Origin of the sequence: Streptomyces sp. NPDC012794 (genome assembly GCF_042901085.1) — a bacterium.
GTDB lineage: Bacteria > Actinomycetota > Actinomycetes > Streptomycetales > Streptomycetaceae > Streptomyces.
On the sequence record NZ_JBIBCI010000008.1, the window covers coordinates 315,842 to 332,446 of the forward strand.

Here is a 16,605-nt window from a genome sequence, read left to right on the forward strand (position 1 = left end):
CTCAGGATGCCAGCCCCTCGGCCGCCTCCCGGCTCCGGCCGCCGGGGAGCCGGTCCCGGCGGCGCACCAGGCTCAGATCCACCAGGTTCAGGGCGGTGACCACGGCGGTCAGCAGGGCGAGCGCCCCGAGGGAGGGCAGCAGCACGGCCACCGGCAGCAGGGCCGGGACGGCCGCGGCGGCCGCCAGCCGGGTCACGGACCAGGAGCGGAACAGGTACCAGCGGGTGTGGCCGAAGGTGGCGAGGAAGAGGACGCAGCCCCCGTGGAGGAGGGCGGCGAACCGAGCGGGAGCCGCGTCCCGGGATGGGCGACGGTCGGCCATGCCGACGGCCACCGCGATGACCGAGGCGATCAGCGAGAGGTGCCCGTACGAGAGGACCTGCCGGGCCACGTCCGCCCGTACGGCCGCGGTCTCCAGCCCGTGCCGGACGGCTCCGGCGGCGAGGTGGAAGTACACCCACCACAGACCGCAGACGAGGACGAAGGCCGCGGTGACGGCCGCCAGGGAGCCGGTGCCGAGCTCGGGGGCGGCGGCGACCGGGGCGCGGCCAGGGCCACGGCGCCGGCCAGGGCCCACAGCGCGACGCGGAGTCCGCCGTCGAGGAAGGCGCCGGCCGGCAGCAGCGGTCCGCTGATCAGCACCGACAGGGTGACCGGGGTGGGCCTGAGGCGGCGGCTGCGGCCGTGCGCGAGCGCGGCGAGCACCTGGCGTGCGCAGAAGCAGGCGCCGGCGAGGAGGAGCCCGCGGTCCCCGAAGGCCTCCGGCGGGGCAGGGCCATCAGCAGGCCGCGCAGCCCGGCCGTGATGAGGGCGATCCGGTTCAGCGGCCGGTCGGCGTCATGGGTGTTGGCGTGGACGGTGTTGCCCACTCACACCCAGTAGACGGGCACGAAGACGATCAGGGCCCGGCCGGTACCGGCCCACCCGTGGTCGTGGTGCGGCAGGGCGGAGACCTGGGTGACGGCGAAGACCGGCACCAGGTCGAAGAACAGCTCCGACCAGGGGAGAGGATGCCCGGCAGGACGGGGCGGCTATGCGCCCGGACCCCTCAGCAGGGTGAGGAAGGAGCGGAACGCGGCGGGCATGTCCACCGATTCCGGGGCGAGCAGCCACTGGTACTGGAGGCCGTCCATCACCGCCGTGAGCAGCGGAGCGGCCTCCTCCGGGGTGAGGCCGGAGGGGAGGCGCGCACCGAACTCGGCGCGCAGCAGCGTGGCCATCTCCGCCCGCACCTGCGCGTACCGGTCGGTGAAGAAGTCGCGGGCCGGATGGCCGTCGGTGACGCTCTCGCCGAGCAGCGCCGAGAAGGTCTGCACGATGCCGGGACGCATGGCGTTGTACTCCACCAGCGACTCCAGCAGGTCCAGGCGCCAGGCGTCGGCGGCCGCGCGGGAGCCGCCGCCGGTGTCCCAGCGGTCGCGCTCCTCCAGGACCGCGACCAGCAGGGCCTCCTTGGTGGGGAAGTAGTGCAGCAGTCCCTGCTGGGTCAGGCCCACGCGTTCGGCGACGGACCCCAGGGACGCGCCCCGGTAGCCGCGCTCGGCGATCACCTCGACCGCCGCGCGGACGATCTCGCCGCGCCGCTCTTCGCTCTTCGCTCTGGCCATCGCCCGGCGCTCCTTCCGCTCACACCTGCCAGCAGGACCGTACGGCATGGTGACATCACGAAAGGGTTACGAGGCCTACTGGCCTACAGGCAACGGGTCCACGATGGGGCCCTCCGCACCGCACCCGCACGCACATCGACGAGGAGGCACGGCCGTGACCGACGCCGATCAGCTACGCGAGCACCACGAGGACCCTGAGCGCCACGAGGACCGCGACGACCGGGACCGCGAGGACGCCGTGGAGGCCGCGCTGGGCAAGCTCGACCTCGACACCAAGGCCCGCCTGCTGGCCGGACAGGATATGTGGTCCCTGCCCGCCCTCCCCGGGATCGGACTCGGATCCCTGGTCATGTCCGACGGCCCCATCGGGGTCAGGGGCGTGCGCTGGACCGCCGACGATCCCTCGGTCGCGCTGCCCTCCCCGACCGCCCTCGCCGCCGCCTGGGACCCCGCCCTCGCCCGCCGCGCCGGCCGGCTCCTCGCCCAGGAGGCCCGCCGCAAGGGCGTGCACGTCCTCCTCGCGCCCACCGTCAACCTGCACCGCTCCCCGCTGGGCGGCCGCCACTTCGAGTGCTACTCCGAGGACCCGTACCTCACCGGCGCCATCGGCAGCGGCTACGTCAGCGGCGTCCAGGACGGCGGGGTCGCCGCCACCGTCAAGCACTTCGTCGGCAACGACGCCGAGACCGAGCGCTTCACCGTCGACAACGTCATCGCAGCCCGCCCGCTGCGCGAGGCCTACCTCGCACCCTTCGAGGCCATCGTCGGGAACGCCCGCCCCTGGGCCGTCATGACCGCCTACAACCGCGTCAACGGCACCACCATGACCGAGCACCGGCAGCTGGTGAACGAGGTCCTGCGCGCCGAGTGGGGCTTCGACGGCTGCAACGTCTCCGACTGGATGGCCGCCCGTTCCACTGCCGGGTGCCTCCTCGGCGGCCTCGACGTCGCCATGCCCGGCCCGCGGACCGTCTACGGGCCCGCCCTCGCCGAGGCCGTCCGCTCCGGGGAGGTCCCCGAGGCCGCCGTCGACGGGGCCGTGCGCAACGTCCTGCGCCTCGCCGCCCGCGTGGGCCTCCTGGAGGGCGCCCCCGCCGCCGTCGCCGAACCGCCCGCCCCGCTCGACGGGCAGGCGCTGGCCCACGAGCTGGCCGCCCGAGGGGCCGTCCTCGTACGCAACGAAGCCGGCGCCCTGCCGCTGGACGCCGGCCCCGGCCGCACCGTCGCCCTGATCGGCGCCGCCGCCCGTGACGCCCGCGTCCTCGGCGGCGGATCCGCGACCGTCTTCCCCGAACGGGTGGTGTCCCCGCTCGACGGGCTCACCGCCGCGCTGCCCGAAGGCGCCCTCACCTACGCCGTCGGCGCCGACCCGAGCGACGAACTCGCCCCCGCCGGGCCGGGCTTCGCGCTGCGCGCCGTCTGCCGGGACGCCTCCGGGGCCGTCATCGGCGAGGGCACCCTGCCGAGCGGGCAGGTCCAGTGGATCGGCGACGACCTGCCCCAGGGGGCCTCCTACGAGACGATGGCCACCATCGAGGTCACCGGTACCTACCTGCCGCGCGAGAGCGGCGAGCACGCCTTCGGCACCCGCGGACTCGGCGCCTTCACCCTCGCCGTCGCCGGCCGCACCCTCTGGGAGGGCGTCCAGGAGACGGGCGACGAGACCGACCCCTTCGAGGCCTTCTTCGGAGCGCCCGCCGAGCGCGCCCGAGCCGTCCTCACCGAGGGCGAACCGGTCGAGGTGTCGCTGACCTTCCGGGTCCCCGACATGAGTGCGCTGCCGCTGCGGGCGGTGGTGTTCTCCCTGCTCCACCTCGGGCCGCGGCGCGACGGCGACGAGCTGATCGCCGAAGCGGTGGAGGCCGCGCGCGCCGCCGACACGGCCGTCGTGGTCGTCGCCACCACCGAGCGGGTGGAGTCCGAGGGCTTCGACCGCGCGGACCTCGCCCTGCCCGGCCGCCAGGACGACCTGGTGCGGGCCGTCGCCGCCGTCAACCCGAACACCGTGGTCGTGGTCAACGCGGGCTCCCCCGTCGAGCTGCCCTGGCGCGAGGACGTCGCCGCCGTGCTGTTGACCTGGTTCCCCGGGCAGGAGGGCGGGGCCGCGCTGGCCGACGTACTCCTCGGGCGGACCGAGCCCGGCGGGCGGCTGCCCACCACCTGGCCCGCCACCCTCACCGACGCGCCCGTCACCGAGGTCGTCCCCGCCGACGGGCGGCTGGAGTACCGCGAGGGGCTGCTCATCGGCTACCGGGCCTACGAGGCCCTGGGGGTGACGCCCGCCTACCCCTTCGGGCACGGCCTCGGCTACACGGACTGGGCGTACGAGTCCCTGGAGGCGACCGCGGACCGGGTCCGGGTCCGCCTCACCAACACCGGGACCCGGCGGGGCCGCGAGGTGGTCCAGGTGTACCTGGCGCCCCTCGCCGGCCGGGACGGGCACCCGCCGAGCCGGCTGGCCGGCTTCGCGGGGGTGGAGGCCGGCCCCGGCGAGAGCGTCGAGGCGGAGATCGAGCTGCCCGCCCGCGCCTTCGAGGTCTGGGATGAGGACGCGCACGGCTGGCGGCGGACCGGCGGCGCCCACGAGGTCCGCGCGGGCCGCTCGCACGCCGACACCCGGCTGACGGCGACCCTCCGCCCGTGACGGCGGGGCGGCGCGACACGCCGTAGCGCGGAATTGGCTGGAAAAGACCCGTGCACCGGGCCGGGGGCGGCCCCTGGGACCGCCTCGGGCCCGGGACGCGTCAACGTGGCGGCGCCGCCGCCGTCACCTGTCGGTGCGCTAGTTCCGCGAGCCGCGCCTGCCCGTCCCGGCCCGGGTGGAACCAGTCCCAGCGGCTCAGCTGGTCCGCTCCGAAGGGGTACTGGAAGACGGCGCCGCCGTCATAGCGGCACAGCGCGTCCGTCGCGCACACCTCGCGCAGCACCTCGTTGTACTCGACCACCCGCGCCCGCACTTTCTCCCGGCGGGCGGTCGCCACCGCCTCGCCCGACAGCGGGTCGGCCAGCATGGACTGACAGATCCCCAGCTTCCAGACCTGCCGCACGACCGGGATGTCCTTGCCCTGCTCCCACAGCCGCTGGAGGTCCGGCACGGAGGACACGTACACCTGCGAGTCGGGCGACGCGCTCCGCAGCTCCTTCAGGGCGCGCTCGAAACCGGCGCGGAACTCCGCCACGGGGGTCATCGACGAAACGGTGGGCCGGCAGGCGTCGTTCGACCCGACCATGACCGTGACCAGGCCGGGCTTGTGCCGGGCCGCCAGGGCCAGCTGTCCCGGAAGGTCCGCCATGCGCGAGCCGGTCACCGCGTAGTTCCAGCTGCGCGCGGGCACCTCGGCATCGCCCAGCAGCCGGGCCGCCAGGGAACGGACGGCGGGATCGCTGCCGGTGGCCCAGGAGACCTCGGGGCAGTCGGCCAGCACCGAACAGGCGTCGAAACCGCGGGTGATGGAGTCCCCGACGGCGGCGACCGAGGCGGGCGCGGTGTTCCAGCGCGGCGCGGCCTGCGCCCCCCGCTCACCGCCGGCCGGCGGACCGCCGGAGTCACAGCCCGTGACCGTCGCGGCCAGGACGGCCGCCGCCACGCCCGCGGACCGGAGTGCGCGACGACGGGCGGCGGTGGAGCGCATGGGGTGGTCCTCCCTCGTCGCCCCCGGTCCTCCAAGGGGCGTCCTGCTGAGTGAATGCTCTGGGTTTACGGGTCTTGGAGCGACCGTACGTCACACCATGACCCTTGGCGCACGGTAGCTTTTTCCCGTGGCGTTTCGGCCGCAGGTGCCGTAGCGCAATGTCCAATAATTTCCGTTACATTACATCACGTCACATACTGTCCGTTTTCTGGAGTTTATTCCCGACCTCGTCCCATACTGGAGGTCCAGGTGACGACACGTGGAGTCCTGTACGTGCATTCCGCACCGCGTGCGCTCTGCCCGCACGTGGAATGGGCCGTAGCGGGTGTGCTCGGGGTGCGGGTGAACCTCGACTGGATCAGGCAGCCCGCATCCCCCGGTACCTGGAGAGCCGAGTTCTCCTGGCAGGCCGAGGCGGGCACCGCCTCGAAACTCGCCTCCGCCCTGCGCGGCTGGCACCTGCTCCGCTTCGAGGTGACCGCCGAACCCTGCCCGACCGCCGAGGGCGAGCGCTACAGCTCGACCCCGGAGCTCGGCATCTACCACGCCGTCACCGGTATGCACGGCGACATCCTGATCCCCGAGGACCGGCTGCGCGCCGCGCTCGCCCGGTCCGCGCGCGGCGAGACCGACCTGGAGGCGGAGATCGCCAAACTGCTCGGCAAGCCCTGGGACGACGAGCTGGAGCCCTTCCGCTACGCCGGCGAAGGCGCCCCGGTCCGCTGGCTCCACCAGGTGGTCTAGCCGCCCGGTACGACGAAGGCCCACCCGGACGCCGGGTGGGCCTTCGTCGTACCGGTTGCGGTGTTCGAGACGACGAACACCGCAACCATCAATTGAGCAGCCGGAACGGCGAGCAACCACGTCCGCGAGAGCGGCGCCGGTTCAGGCGCACTAAACAGTGCGGAACGCCAGCGAGACGTTGTGGCCGCCGAAGCCGAAGGAGTTGTTGATCGCGGAGATCGGGCCGTCGACCGGCAGCTTGCGGGGCTCGCCGCGCACGATGTCCGCGTCGATGTCCTCGTCCAGCTCGTCGACGTTGATCGTCGGCGGGGCGATCCGGTGGTACAGCGCCAGCACGGTCGCGACGGTCTCGATACCGCCCGCGCCGCCCAGCAGGTGACCGGTCATCGACTTCGTCGCCGAGATCGCGATGTGGTCGAGGTCGTCGCCCAGGACCTTGCGCAGCGCCTTCAGCTCCGCCGTGTCACCCTGCGGGGTGGAGGTGGCGTGCGCGTTGACGTGGACCAGCTCGGCCGGGTCCAGCTGCGTGTTGTCGAGCAGGTTCTGCACGGCGGCCGCGACACCGCGGCCCGTCGGCTCCGGCTGCGCGATGTGGTGGCTGTCCGCGGACAGACCCTGGCCCAGCACCTCGCAGTAGACGCGGGCGCCGCGCTGGGCGGCGTGCTCGGCGGACTCCAGGACCACGACACCGGCGCCCTCGCCGAGGACGAAGCCGTCGCGGGCCTTGTCGTACGGGCGGGAGGCCGTGGTCGGGCTCTCGTTGTTCTTGGACATCGCCATCATGTTGGCGAACGCCGCGATCGGCAGCGGGTGGATCGCCGCCTCGGTGCCGCCGGCGACGACCACGTCGGCACGGCCGGTACGGATCATCTCCACGGCGTAGCCGATGGCCTCGGCGCCGGACGCGCACGCGCTGACCGGGGTGTGCACACCGGCGCGGGCGTTGACCTCGAGGCCGACGTTGGCCGAGGGGCCGTTCGGCATGAGCATGGGAACGGTGTGCGGGGAGACCCGGCGCACACCCTTCTCCTTCAGTACGTCGTACTGGTCGAGCAGGGTGGTGACACCGCCGATGCCGGAGGCGATCACGGTGCCCAGACGCTCGGGGACCACGGTCCCGTCCTCGCCGGCCGGGGCGGTGTAACCCGCGTCGGCCCAGGCCTCACGGGCCGCGATGAGGGCGAACTGCGCCGAGCGGTCGAGCTTGCGGGCCAGCGGGCGGGGCAGTACCTCGCTCGGGTCCACGGCGGCCTGGGCGGCGATCCGGACCGGCAGTTCGGCGAAGCGCTCACCCTCCAGGGGCGAGACGCCGGACCGGCCGGCGAGCAGACCTTCCCAGGTCGAAGCGCTGTCGCCACCCAGCGGAGTGGTTGCGCCGATACCGGTGACGACCACGGTGCGATTGGTCGGGCTCACAGGAATTCTTTCTCCACGTCTAAGGGGGTGCTGAATTGTCACGGCGCCACCGCCAGGTGGCGACAAACGCTCGTCAGGCTCAGGCGGCCTGGTGCTTCAGGATGTACTCGGCGGCGTCGCCGACCGTCTTGAGGTTCTTGACGTCCTCGTCGGGGATCTTCACGTCGAAGCGCTCTTCAGCGGCGACGACGACCTCGACCATGGACAGCGAGTCGACGTCCAGGTCGTCGGTGAAGGACTTGCCGATCTCGACGTCCTCGACCGGGATGCCCGCGATCTCGTTGACGATCTCCGCGAGACCCTCGACGATTTCGTCCTGCGTGGCGGCCATGTGGCGCTCCTTCTGTAGCTAACTGGTGGATCAGGGCGGGAAGTGATCCCGGGCCCTAGGGGAGGGTAACGACCGTCGCGGCGTAGACGAGCCCCGCCCCGAAGCCGATGACGAGCGCGGTGTCGCCGCTCTTCGCCGCTCCGGTCGCCAGGAGCCGCTCCATGGCGAGCGGGATCGAGGCGGCCGACGTGTTGCCGGTGGTTTCCACGTCACGGGCGACCGTGACGTGCTCCGGCAGCTTGAGAGTCTTCACCATCGAGTCGATGATCCGCATGTTGGCCTGGTGCGGAATGAAGACGTCCAGGTCATCCGGGGTGATCCCGGCGGCGTCGAGCGCCTGCTGGGCCACCTTGGCCATCTCGAACACGGCCCAGCGGAAGACCGCCTGGCCCTCCTGCGTGATGGCCGGGAACTTCTCGCCGCCGTCCTTGCCGAGGTACTCGTCCCACGGCACGGTCTGCTTGATGGTCTCGGACTTGTCGCCCTCCGAACCCCACACCGTGGGGCCGATGGCCGGCTCGTCCGAGGGTCCGACGATCACGGCACCGGCGCCGTCGCCGAACAGGAAGGCCGTCGCGCGGTCCTCCAGGTCGGTCAGGTCCGAGAGCCGCTCCACGCCGATGACGAGCACGTACTCGGCGGAACCCTCCACCACCATGCCCTTGGCGAGCGTGAGGCCGTAGCCGAAACCGGCGCAGCCCGCCGAGATGTCGAACGCGGCGGGCTTGCCCGCGCCGATCCGGTGCGCGATCTCCGTCGCGATGGCCGGGGTCTGCTTGAAGTGCGAGACCGTCGAGACGATCACCGCACCGATCTGCTCGGGGGCGACACCGGCGTCGGCGAGCGCCTTGCCGGAAGCCTCCACCGACATCGCGGCGACGGTCTCCTGGGGCGAGGCCCAGTGCCGGGACGCGATGCCGGAGCGGGAGCGGATCCACTCGTCGGAGGAGTCGATCGTCTCGAGGATGACCTCGTTGGGCACCACACGGGTCGGGCGGTAGCCGCCGACACCGAGGATGCGGGCGTACGGGGAGCCCTTGGCCGGCTTGATCTTTGACATGCTGTGTGGGCTCCTTCTCTCAGGCCGTCTGCTCGGCGACGAGCGCCGCGGCCTTGTCGAGATCGTCCGGCGTCTTGAGCGCCACGCTGGGCACGCCCTTGAGCGCGCGCTTGGCCAGACCCGTCAGGGTGCCGCCGGGGGACAGCTCGATGATCCCGGTGACGCCCAGTTCCGCGAACGTCTCCATGCACAGGTCCCAGCGGACCGGGTTCGCGACCTGGCCCACGAGACGGGCGACGACGTCGGCGCCCGAGGAGACGACGAGGCCGTCCTTGTTCGAAACGTACTTCAGCGCCGGGTCGGCCGGAGCGAGCGCCTCGGCGGCCTTCTCCAGGGTGGCGACCGCGGGGGCCATGTGATGCGTGTGGAAGGCGCCCGCGACCTTGAGGGCGACGACCTTCATGGAGCCTTCGGGCTTGTCGGCCTCCAGAGCGGCGATCTGCTCCATGGTGCCGGCGGCCACGATCTGGCCCGCGCCGTTGATGTTGGCCGGGGTCAGGCCCAGCTTCTCCAGGTGCGCGACGACCACGTCACGGTCGCCGCCCAGCACCGCGGCCATGCCCGTCTCGGTGACGGCGGCGGCCTCGGCCATGCCCAGACCGCGGGTACGGACGAAGGACAGTGCGTCGCCCTCGCTCAGTACACCGGCGACGGCGGCGGCGGTGATCTCACCGACGCTGTGGCCCGCGACGGCACCGAAGGCCGTCGGCGCACCGAGCGCCGAAGCGGACAGCAGCCCGGCCGCGACCAGCAGCGGCTGGGCCACCGCCGTGTCGCGGATCTCGTCCGCGTCGGCGTTCGTGCCGTAGTGGGCGAGGTCGAGCCCGATGGCGTCGGACCACCCCGCGACGCGCTCGGCGGCGCCGGGGAGTTCGAGCCAGGGAGTCAGGAAGCCGGGCGTCTGAGCGCCTTGGCCTGGAGCGACGAGTACGAGCACCCTCACACTCTCTCTTGTGGATGGTCTCCGCCGCCCGTGGGGACAGGGACGAAGAACGGTCGGGGTAATTGTTGATGTCCGACAAAAGTCTAGGACTGTTGATCTCCGTCGGCCAGACGCCCCAGGATCAGGGCGATTCGCAGCGTAAACGCCGAACGGACGTCTGAGGGTGACCAGCCGGTGACGTCGGTCACACGTCGGAGCCGGTAGCGCACGGTGTTGGGGTGCACGAACAGCATCCGCGCGGCCCCCTCCAGGCTGCTGGCCTGCTCAAGATAGACACTCAGCGTTTCCAGCAGCGCCGAGCCCGCTTCCTCCAGCGGTCTGTAGATCTCCTCCACCAGCTGCTCCCTGGCCGAGGGATCCGAGGCGATCGCGCGCTCGGGCAGGAGATCGTCCGCAAGGACCGGGCGCGGCGCGTCCTGCCAGGCCGTGCACGCCTTCAGGCCGGCCGCCGCGGCCTGCGCGGACTTCGTCGCGTTCAGCAGGTCCGGGACCACCGGCCCCGCCACCACGGGACCGGCCGCGAACGGCCCGATCAGGGACTTCGCCACCTGCATCGGGTTGTCGCTGCCGCCCGCGATCACCACCAGACGGTCGCCGAGCACCCCGGTCAGCACCTGGAGCTTGTGGTGGCGGGCCGCGCGGCGGATCGCCTCCACCGTCAGCTCGCTGTCCCCCTCCGGGGCGGTGCCCAGGACCACGCAGACGTGCTCCGGGGAGTTCCAGCCGAGCGCGGCGGCCCGGGACAGCGCGCCCTCGTCGGCCTCGCCGGACAGCACGGCGTTCACGACCAGGGACTCCAGCCGGGCGTCCCACGCGCCACGCGCCTCCGCGGCCTGGGCGTAGACCTGGGCCGTCGCGAAGGCGATCTCCCGGGCGTACACGAGCAGCGCCTCGCGCAGGACCGACTCGTCGCCCGGGGCCGCCACCTCGTCGATCGCGGCCTCCATGACCTCGATCGTCGTACGGACCATCTCGACGGTCTGGCGCAGGGTGATCGCCCGGGTCAGCTCGCGCGGAGCGGTCCCGAAGACGTCGGTGGAGATGGCCTGCGGGGTCTCCGGGTGCCGGAACCACTCCGTGAAGGCCGCGATGCCGGCCTGTGCGACCAGACCGATCCACGACCGGTTCTCCGGAGGCATCGCCCGGTACCAGGGCAGGTTCTCGTCCATCCGCGCGATGGCGTTGGCTGCGAGCCGGCCGGACGACTTCTCCAGTCGGCGCAGCGTCGCGGTGTGCGGGTGGACCGGATGCGCGGGACGCGTCTCGGGGGGCTGCTCACGTTCGGGTTGGGGCACGGGACAAGACTGCCTTATCGGCGGCCCGGCTCGGAGTCGGGTCCGCACGCCGTCCCCCGGCGGCGGCTACGGTGGCCCGCATGATCGATGTACGCCGCGCCGCCGACCGGTACGCGGGCGGGGACCCGGACGCCGGGATCACCACCCGCCACGCCTTCTCCTTCGGGTCCTTCTACGACCCCGACAACATCCGCTTCGGTCCGGTGCTGGCCTGCAACGAGGAGAGCCTCGCGCCCGGCGCCGGCTTCGACGAGCACCCGCACAGCCACACCGAGATCGTCACCTGGGTGGTGGAGGGCGAGCTCACCCACCAGGACAGCACCGGCGGCCACACCGGCACGGTCCGGCCCGGGGACGTCCAGCTGCTCGGCGCCGGCTCCGGGGCGCGGCACGTGGAGCGCAACGACGGCCCGGTCCCGCTGCGGTTCGTGCAGATGTGGCTCGCGCCGCTCACGGCGGGCGGGGAGCCCGCGTACGAGGTGGTGCGGGGCCTCGCGGACGGCACCCCGTACGAGGTCCCCGCGGCGGGCGCGGTGCTGTACGTCCGACGGCCGGGCGCGGGCGAGCGGGTCCCCGTACCGGACGCGGAGCGGGTCTACCTGCACGTGGTGCGCGGCGACCTGCGGCTCGACGGGCAGGAGCTGGGCCCCGGGGACTCGGCGCGGATCACCGGCGAGAAGGGCCTGGAGATCACCGCCGGGTCCCCGGGCGAACTGCTGATCTGGGAGCTGCCCGCGTAGCCGTCGCCGACGGACTAGCGGCCGCGCAACTCCGCGAGCACCGCGTCGGTGAAGGGGGTCCAGGCCTCCACCGCCCAGGGGCCGAAGGCCCGGTCGGTCAGCGCCACGCAGGCGGCGCGCACGTCGGGGTCCACCCACAGGAAGGTGCCGGACTGGCCGAAGTGGCCGAAGGTGCGCGGGGAGGACGTCAGGCCCGTCCAGTGCGGGGACTTGCCGTCGCGGATCTCCAGGCCGAGGCCCCAGTCGTTGGGGGACTGGTGCCCGTAGCCCGGCAGGACGCCCTTGAGACCGGGGTGCACCACGGAGGTGGCCTCGGCGACGGTGCGGACGTCGAGCAGCCGGGGCGCCTGGAGTTCGGCGGCGAAGCGCACCAGGTCGGCGACGGTGGAAACGCCGTCCTTGGCGGGGGAGCCCTCCAGGCTGGAGGAGGTCATGCCCAGCGGCTCGAAGACGGCCTGGTGCAGGTACTCGGCGAAGGGGATGCCGGTGGCCTTGGCGAGGTGGTCGCCGAGCACCTCGAAGCCGGCGTTGGAGTACAGCCGGCGCTCGCCGGGCGGGGCCGTCACCCGGTGCTCGTCGAAGGCCAGGCCGCTGGTGTGCGCGAGGAGGTGACGGACCGTCGACCCCTCGGGCCCGGCCGGCTCGTCCAGTTCCAGGGCCCCCTCCTCGTACGCGACGAGGACGGCGTACGCGGCGAGCGGCTTGGTGACCGAGGCGAGCGGGAAACGGCGGGCCGTGTCCCCGTGGGAGCCGGCCAGGCTCCCGTCGGCGCGTACGACGGCCGCCGCGGCGGCGGGTACCGGCCAGGTCTCGATGGCCCGCAGGCTCTGCATGGTCTCCATGCCGCCGAGCCTACTTGCTTGGAGTGCGCTCCAGGGTTTTAGCGTAGGGGCCATGAGCCTGACGGAGACGCGGTACACGATCAGCGAGGTCGAGGCCCGGACCGGGCTGACCCAGCACACGCTGCGCTGGTACGAGCGGATCGGCCTGATGCCGCACGTGGACCGCTCCCACTCGGGGCAGCGGCGGTTCACCGACAAGGACCTCGGCTGGCTGGCCTTCGTGGGCAAGCTGCGGGCCACCGGGATGTCGGTGGCGGACATGGTCCGCTACGCCGAACTCGTCCGAGAGGGGGAGCACACCGTCGACGAGCGCCGCGAACTGCTGGAACGGACGCGCCGCGAGGTGCGGGCGCGGCTCGCGGAGCTGACGGACGCGCTCGGCGTACTCGACGTGAAGATCAACATGTACGGGACGAAATCGACGGGCACCCCGGCGGCAGGCGCCGAAGCGGTCGCCGGGAAGGCACGGTCATGACGGAGCACGGCACCCCCATCGCGAGGGCCGAACTGGGCCGGGGCGGACCGGTCGTCGGCGTCCAGGGCCTCGGCTGCATGGGCATGAGCGAGTTCTACGGGGAGACCGACGAGACGGCCGCCCGCGCGACCCTGGACGCGGCGCTGGCCGCCGGGGTCACCCTCTTCGACACGGCGGACGTCTACGGGCGCGGCGCCAACGAGGAGTTCCTGGCGCCCTTCGTGGCCGCCCACCGGGACGAGATCACCCTGGCGACCAAGTTCGCCATCGAGCGCAACGACGACCCGCTGTACCGGGGCGTCCGCAACGACCGCGCGTACGTCCGGCACGCTGTCGAGGACAGCCTGCGGCGGCTCGGCGTCGAGGTGATCGACCTGTACTACATGCACCGGCGCGACCCGGACGTGCCGTTCGCCGAGTCGGTGGGCGCCATGGCCGAGCTGGTGCGGGAGGGGAAGGTGCGCCACCTCGGCCTCAGCGAGGTCACCGGGCCCGAGCTGCGCGAGGCGTACGCGGTGCACCCGATCGCGGCGGTCCAGTCGGAGTGGTCGCTGTTCAGCCGGGACGTGGAGCGCAGCGCGGTGGGCGCGGCGGCGGAGCTGGGCGTGGCCTTCGTGCCGTACTCCCCGCTCGGGCGCGGCTTCCTGACCGGGGCCTTCGCGGACGCGGCGGCGGAGCTGCCGGCCGGCGACTTCCGGCAGCGCCAGCCCCGCTTCACCGGCGAGAACGCCAGGGCCAACGCGGCCCTGCTGGCTCCGGTCCGGGAGATCGCGGCGGCGCGCGGGGTCACGGCGGCGCAGGTCGCGCTGGCCTGGGTGCAGCAGCGGGCGGCGGTGCACGGCCTGACGGTGGTCCCGATCCCCGGTACCCGCAGGCCGGACCGGCTGCGGGAGAACACCGCCGCGACCCGGATCACCCTGACCGGGGCGGAGCTGGCCCTGCTGGAGCCGCTGGCCGGCCGGGTCGAGGGCGCGCGCTACCCGGACATGGCCTTCACCTCGGACTCCCGCGAGGCGTAGTGCGCTGGGCTCACGCCCCGGCGGCGAAACGGTCCCGCAGCATCGCGTACTCGGCGTCCGTGAGCAGGCCCGTGCTGTGCAGCTCGCTCAGGTGCGCCAGCCGGTCGTCGGACGTCCGGGCGCGCGGGACCGAGGCCACGGGGGCCCGTTCGCGCAGCGCTGCGAGCACGGCGGCCGCGAACGGCAGGGACTCGTGCACCGCCCCGTACCCGACCCCGAACACCGCGGCCGCGAGGTCGTGGTCCGGCGGGCCGGGGTCCCCGGCGGCGTCCCGGGGCCGCAGCCGCAGGTACCCGCCGCCGGGGCGGTCCGGGGAGGCCCACTCGACGCCGGCCAGGCCGGCCAGCGCGAAACGCTGGTCGCCGGCCCGCCACTTGGCGCTGCTGGCACCGGTGCGCGACCAGTGGAAGGTAACCGCCGAGCCGTCGAAGCCCACCCGGGCGTCGTACGCCTTCAGGTGGACCGGCGGCTGCGGCACCTCGACCAGGAAGCGGTCGGCGGGTTCGTCGGAGCCTGGCCCCAGCCGCTCGCGCAGCGCGTCGGCGAAGGCCACGGCCTGCGGCGCCCGGTCCCCGGGCAGCGCGAGGCGGTACGGGTCGCAGCCCTCCTTCAGCTGCCCGGCGGCAGCCTCCATCAGCGGATCGGCGCCCGCGCGCGGAACGGCGCGCAGCACCACCGTGTCCCGCCGGCCCATCGCCCCGGCGGCGGCGCTCACGTTCACCCCGGACAACGCTTCCAGGGGGATGCGGCGCTCGCCCAGTGCGTGCCAGAGCCGTGGAGTTCGCATCCCCCGTGCGAAGCGGATGAGCACCGAGTCCGAGTCGAACTCCCAGACGGCATGATTTCCGGCCAGTACGTCACCCATGCGGCACATCGTAAAGGGACGTGCCCCCGCGCGTCCCCCTCGTCTCCCGGCCCGATTTTCGACTTGCTACGGGTGCGGGGCCGGGGACGGCCCCGTCAGTCACCGTCCGTGCCGGAAATTCCGAGCCGGCAGTCGTCTGCGCCGTTCGCGCACGCGACGGAACCGAAGGCGCCGGTTCCGATCTTGGCGAAGTTGTCCAGGGAGGCCGTGCCTGGCTCGAAATAACCGGTGTGGCTCCCGGCCCCCTCCGAGGACAGCAGCCGTGAGCCGAATTCCGGGGCCACCGGGTCCGCGCCGTGGCCCACCCCGCCGACCTCGACGTGCGGTACGCCGGAGATCCAGTCGCCCTCGTCGCGCATCGCCCAGACCCGCGCGGAGGTGTGCAGCGCGGCGGCGTTCTCGGCGCGCATGCCGGGGCTGCCCGCCACCACCAGGTCGGTCACCCGGTCCGGCAGCCGGCGCGCGGCCACGCCGCACACCACCGACCCGTAGCTGTGGCAGAACAGGGCCACGCTCGCGTCCCCGGGCAGGGCCGCCGCCAGGGACTCCAGGCGTACGGCGCCCTGCACGGCGAGCCTGCCGGTGGCGGCGTCCACGCCGACCCCGGTGGGGGCGGTGTAGCCGGCCCAGGCGATGACGGCGGTACGGCCGGCCGGCGCGGTCGCCAGCTCGGCCTCGTAGAGGGAGCGCGCCATGCCGGAGGGGGCGGTGAGGCGGCGCTGGGAGCGCTCGAAGGTGAGCGCGTCGGTGTCGACGCCGGGGACGACCACCGAGACCCGCCGGGCCGCCGCGAGGTCGCCGAAGACCTCGGCCACCAGGCCGCTGCCGGTGGGGTCGAAGACGAGGATCTGCCGGCCGGGTTCGGCGAGGGACTCGAAGCGGTGGGCGCGCCGGACGGCGGTGCCGCGGTCGGCGGGGGTCAGCGCGACGTCCCGGCCGCGGGCCCGCTCCAGCCGCGCGGCCTGCGCCAGGGCGCGGCGGTTGGCCCGGTAGCGGATCTCGGCGGGCACCCCGTCGAGGTTGCCGACCACGAGCGGGTAGCCGTCGGCGAGGTGGGCCCGCTGGGCGCCGTCGAGGCCGGCGAAGAAGCGGGCGACCGTCCGTACGGGGGCGTCGGCGGGCGGTACGGCCTGCCCCGCCACCCGGACCGAGGCCCACGCGACGAGCTCGGCGGCCCGTGCCTGGATCCCGGTGTCGGGGCGGTGCACCGCGGTCCAGCCGGTGGTCGCCAGCATCAGGAACACGACCGCGAGCGCGAGCAGGGTGCGCAGGGCGGCGGGGCGCGCGGGGGCGTCCGGGGTGGTGGGGGCGGGGCGGCCGGGCAGGTTCACTGGAGCCAGACTAGGAGACCGCCGGAGGCGGTGGCGTCCCGCGTGACCGGGCTCACGGCCGGTCGTGGGACACATCTCCCCGCCGATCACGCTCCGTTGCCGCCGCGCGCTCCCGGCCGGGCCCCGGGCGGGTGCCGCGGTAGCGCCCGGTGCCACCCGTACGGCGTGTCGTCGAAGGGCGCGGGCCGGCCGGGACCGTGACGGCCTAGCTGTATTGACCACGAGCGTTGTTAACGGGGGCCGGTCTTGATCACGACGAAGACCTCCGGTGTGGTGGAGGTGTCTAAGCTGCACCGCACACGGAG

The 16,605-nt window shown here is 73.5% G+C and carries 17 protein-coding genes; 5 read left to right on the forward strand and 12 right to left on the reverse strand.

Features of this window, described 5'->3' with window-relative positions; all coding sequences use genetic code 11:
* Position 1: 1 nt before the first annotated feature.
* The 3 genes from ACFY7H_RS18115 to ACFY7H_RS18125 all read right to left on the reverse strand — a co-directional run bounded on the left by ACFY7H_RS18115 (position 2) and on the right by ACFY7H_RS18125 (position 1,607).
* Complete coding sequence (locus tag ACFY7H_RS18115) at positions 2 to 577, reverse strand: low temperature requirement protein A (RefSeq protein WP_388939109.1); 576 nt, start codon at positions 575 to 577, stop codon at positions 2 to 4.
* A 292-nt stretch (positions 578 to 869) separates the two neighbouring features.
* Complete coding sequence (locus ACFY7H_RS18120) at positions 870 to 977, reverse strand: hypothetical protein (RefSeq protein ID WP_388939110.1); 108 nt, start codon at positions 975 to 977, stop codon at positions 870 to 872.
* A 54-nt stretch (positions 978 to 1,031) separates the two neighbouring features.
* Entirely contained in the window at positions 1,032 to 1,607 is a 576-nt protein-coding gene (locus ACFY7H_RS18125) for a TetR/AcrR family transcriptional regulator (RefSeq protein ID WP_388939111.1), read from the reverse strand.
* Positions 1,608 to 1,761: 154 nt separating this feature from the next.
* Here ACFY7H_RS18125 and ACFY7H_RS18130 point away from each other — a divergent pair, with 154 nt between their 5' ends.
* Positions 1,762 to 4,251 (forward strand): beta-glucosidase, encoded by a 2,490-nt coding sequence (locus ACFY7H_RS18130; protein WP_388939112.1) that lies wholly within the window; start codon positions 1,762 to 1,764, stop codon positions 4,249 to 4,251.
* Between the two features lie 100 nt (positions 4,252 to 4,351).
* On the opposite strand, the gene ACFY7H_RS18135 is transcribed toward ACFY7H_RS18130, so the two are convergent.
* Positions 4,352 to 5,239, reverse strand: coding sequence for an SGNH/GDSL hydrolase family protein (locus ACFY7H_RS18135; RefSeq protein ID WP_388939113.1), 888 nt, complete (start codon positions 5,237 to 5,239; stop codon positions 4,352 to 4,354).
* Between the two features lie 249 nt (positions 5,240 to 5,488).
* Between ACFY7H_RS18135 and ACFY7H_RS18140 the strand changes: the two genes are divergently transcribed.
* Positions 5,489 to 5,983, forward strand: coding sequence for a DUF3145 domain-containing protein (locus tag ACFY7H_RS18140; protein ID WP_007263912.1), 495 nt, complete (start codon positions 5,489 to 5,491; stop codon positions 5,981 to 5,983).
* 150 nt (positions 5,984 to 6,133) lie between these two features.
* Here the strand turns inward: ACFY7H_RS18140 and fabF are convergent, their stop codons facing one another.
* The 5 genes from fabF to ACFY7H_RS18165 all read right to left on the reverse strand — a co-directional run bounded on the left by fabF (position 6,134) and on the right by ACFY7H_RS18165 (position 11,028).
* Entirely contained in the window at positions 6,134 to 7,399 is a 1,266-nt protein-coding gene (gene fabF, locus ACFY7H_RS18145; RefSeq protein WP_388939114.1) for a beta-ketoacyl-ACP synthase II, read from the reverse strand.
* Between the two features lie 79 nt (positions 7,400 to 7,478).
* Positions 7,479 to 7,730 carry an acyl carrier protein gene (locus ACFY7H_RS18150; protein ID WP_362060851.1) on the reverse strand — a complete coding sequence of 84 codons (252 nt, stop codon included), beginning with the start codon at positions 7,728 to 7,730 and terminating at the stop codon, positions 7,479 to 7,481.
* Positions 7,731 to 7,785: 55 nt separating this feature from the next.
* The gene (locus tag ACFY7H_RS18155; protein WP_388939115.1) at positions 7,786 to 8,790 is read right to left on the reverse strand and encodes a ketoacyl-ACP synthase III; all 1,005 of its coding nucleotides are present in this window, start codon (positions 8,788 to 8,790) and stop codon (positions 7,786 to 7,788) included.
* A gap of 19 nt (positions 8,791 to 8,809) precedes the next feature.
* Complete coding sequence (locus ACFY7H_RS18160) at positions 8,810 to 9,727, reverse strand: ACP S-malonyltransferase (RefSeq protein WP_388939116.1); 918 nt, start codon at positions 9,725 to 9,727, stop codon at positions 8,810 to 8,812.
* 89 nt (positions 9,728 to 9,816) lie between these two features.
* The gene (locus tag ACFY7H_RS18165) at positions 9,817 to 11,028 is read right to left on the reverse strand and encodes a PucR family transcriptional regulator (RefSeq protein ID WP_388939117.1); all 1,212 of its coding nucleotides are present in this window, start codon (positions 11,026 to 11,028) and stop codon (positions 9,817 to 9,819) included.
* Between the two features lie 80 nt (positions 11,029 to 11,108).
* On the opposite strand from ACFY7H_RS18165, the gene ACFY7H_RS18170 reads away from it, so the two are divergent.
* Positions 11,109 to 11,768, forward strand: a complete 660-nt coding sequence (locus ACFY7H_RS18170) for a pirin family protein (RefSeq protein ID WP_388939118.1) — start codon at positions 11,109 to 11,111, stop codon at positions 11,766 to 11,768.
* Between the two features lie 14 nt (positions 11,769 to 11,782).
* Here ACFY7H_RS18170 and ACFY7H_RS18175 read toward each other — a convergent pair whose 3' ends face one another.
* Complete coding sequence (locus ACFY7H_RS18175; RefSeq protein WP_388939137.1) at positions 11,783 to 12,601, reverse strand: serine hydrolase domain-containing protein; 819 nt, start codon at positions 12,599 to 12,601, stop codon at positions 11,783 to 11,785.
* A 61-nt stretch (positions 12,602 to 12,662) separates the two neighbouring features.
* Between ACFY7H_RS18175 and ACFY7H_RS18180 the strand changes: the two genes are divergently transcribed.
* Complete coding sequence (locus ACFY7H_RS18180; RefSeq protein ID WP_388939119.1) at positions 12,663 to 13,085, forward strand: MerR family transcriptional regulator; 423 nt, start codon at positions 12,663 to 12,665, stop codon at positions 13,083 to 13,085.
* Entirely contained in the window at positions 13,082 to 14,104 is a 1,023-nt protein-coding gene (locus tag ACFY7H_RS18185; protein ID WP_388939120.1) for an aldo/keto reductase, read from the forward strand. Before ACFY7H_RS18180 ends, ACFY7H_RS18185 begins: the two co-directional genes overlap by 4 nt.
* Before the next feature lie 10 nt (positions 14,105 to 14,114).
* Here the strand turns inward: ACFY7H_RS18185 and ACFY7H_RS18190 are convergent, their stop codons facing one another.
* Together ACFY7H_RS18190 and ACFY7H_RS18195 are read right to left on the reverse strand one after the other, a co-directional pair.
* Positions 14,115 to 14,969: a DUF4429 domain-containing protein gene (locus tag ACFY7H_RS18190; protein ID WP_388939121.1), complete on the reverse strand. Its 855-nt coding sequence runs from the start codon at positions 14,967 to 14,969 to the stop codon at positions 14,115 to 14,117.
* A gap of 95 nt (positions 14,970 to 15,064) precedes the next feature.
* Entirely contained in the window at positions 15,065 to 16,294 is a 1,230-nt protein-coding gene (locus ACFY7H_RS18195; protein WP_388939138.1) for an alpha/beta hydrolase, read from the reverse strand.
* Positions 16,295 to 16,605: the final 311 nt, after the last annotated feature.

Excerpts from the sequence above, each read along its gene's own strand:
- ACFY7H_RS18125 (WP_388939111.1), bottom strand. The coding sequence starts at position 1,607 with ATGGCCAGAGCGAAGAGCGAAGAGCGGCGCGGCGAGATCGTCCGCGCG.
- ACFY7H_RS18135 (WP_388939113.1), bottom strand. The coding sequence starts at position 5,239 with ATGCGCTCCACCGCCGCCCGTCGTCGCGCACTCCGGTCCGCGGGCGTG.
- ACFY7H_RS18150 (WP_362060851.1), bottom strand. The coding sequence starts at position 7,730 with ATGGCCGCCACGCAGGACGAAATCGTCGAGGGTCTCGCGGAGATCGTC.
- ACFY7H_RS18155 (WP_388939115.1), bottom strand. The coding sequence starts at position 8,790 with ATGTCAAAGATCAAGCCGGCCAAGGGCTCCCCGTACGCCCGCATCCTC.
- ACFY7H_RS18170 (WP_388939118.1), top strand. The coding sequence starts at position 11,109 with ATGATCGATGTACGCCGCGCCGCCGACCGGTACGCGGGCGGGGACCCG.
- ACFY7H_RS18175 (WP_388939137.1), bottom strand. The coding sequence starts at position 12,601 with ATGCAGAGCCTGCGGGCCATCGAGACCTGGCCGGTACCCGCCGCCGCG.
- ACFY7H_RS18180 (WP_388939119.1), top strand. The coding sequence starts at position 12,663 with ATGAGCCTGACGGAGACGCGGTACACGATCAGCGAGGTCGAGGCCCGG.
- ACFY7H_RS18185 (WP_388939120.1), top strand. The coding sequence starts at position 13,082 with ATGACGGAGCACGGCACCCCCATCGCGAGGGCCGAACTGGGCCGGGGC.
- ACFY7H_RS18190 (WP_388939121.1), bottom strand. The coding sequence starts at position 14,969 with ATGGGTGACGTACTGGCCGGAAATCATGCCGTCTGGGAGTTCGACTCG.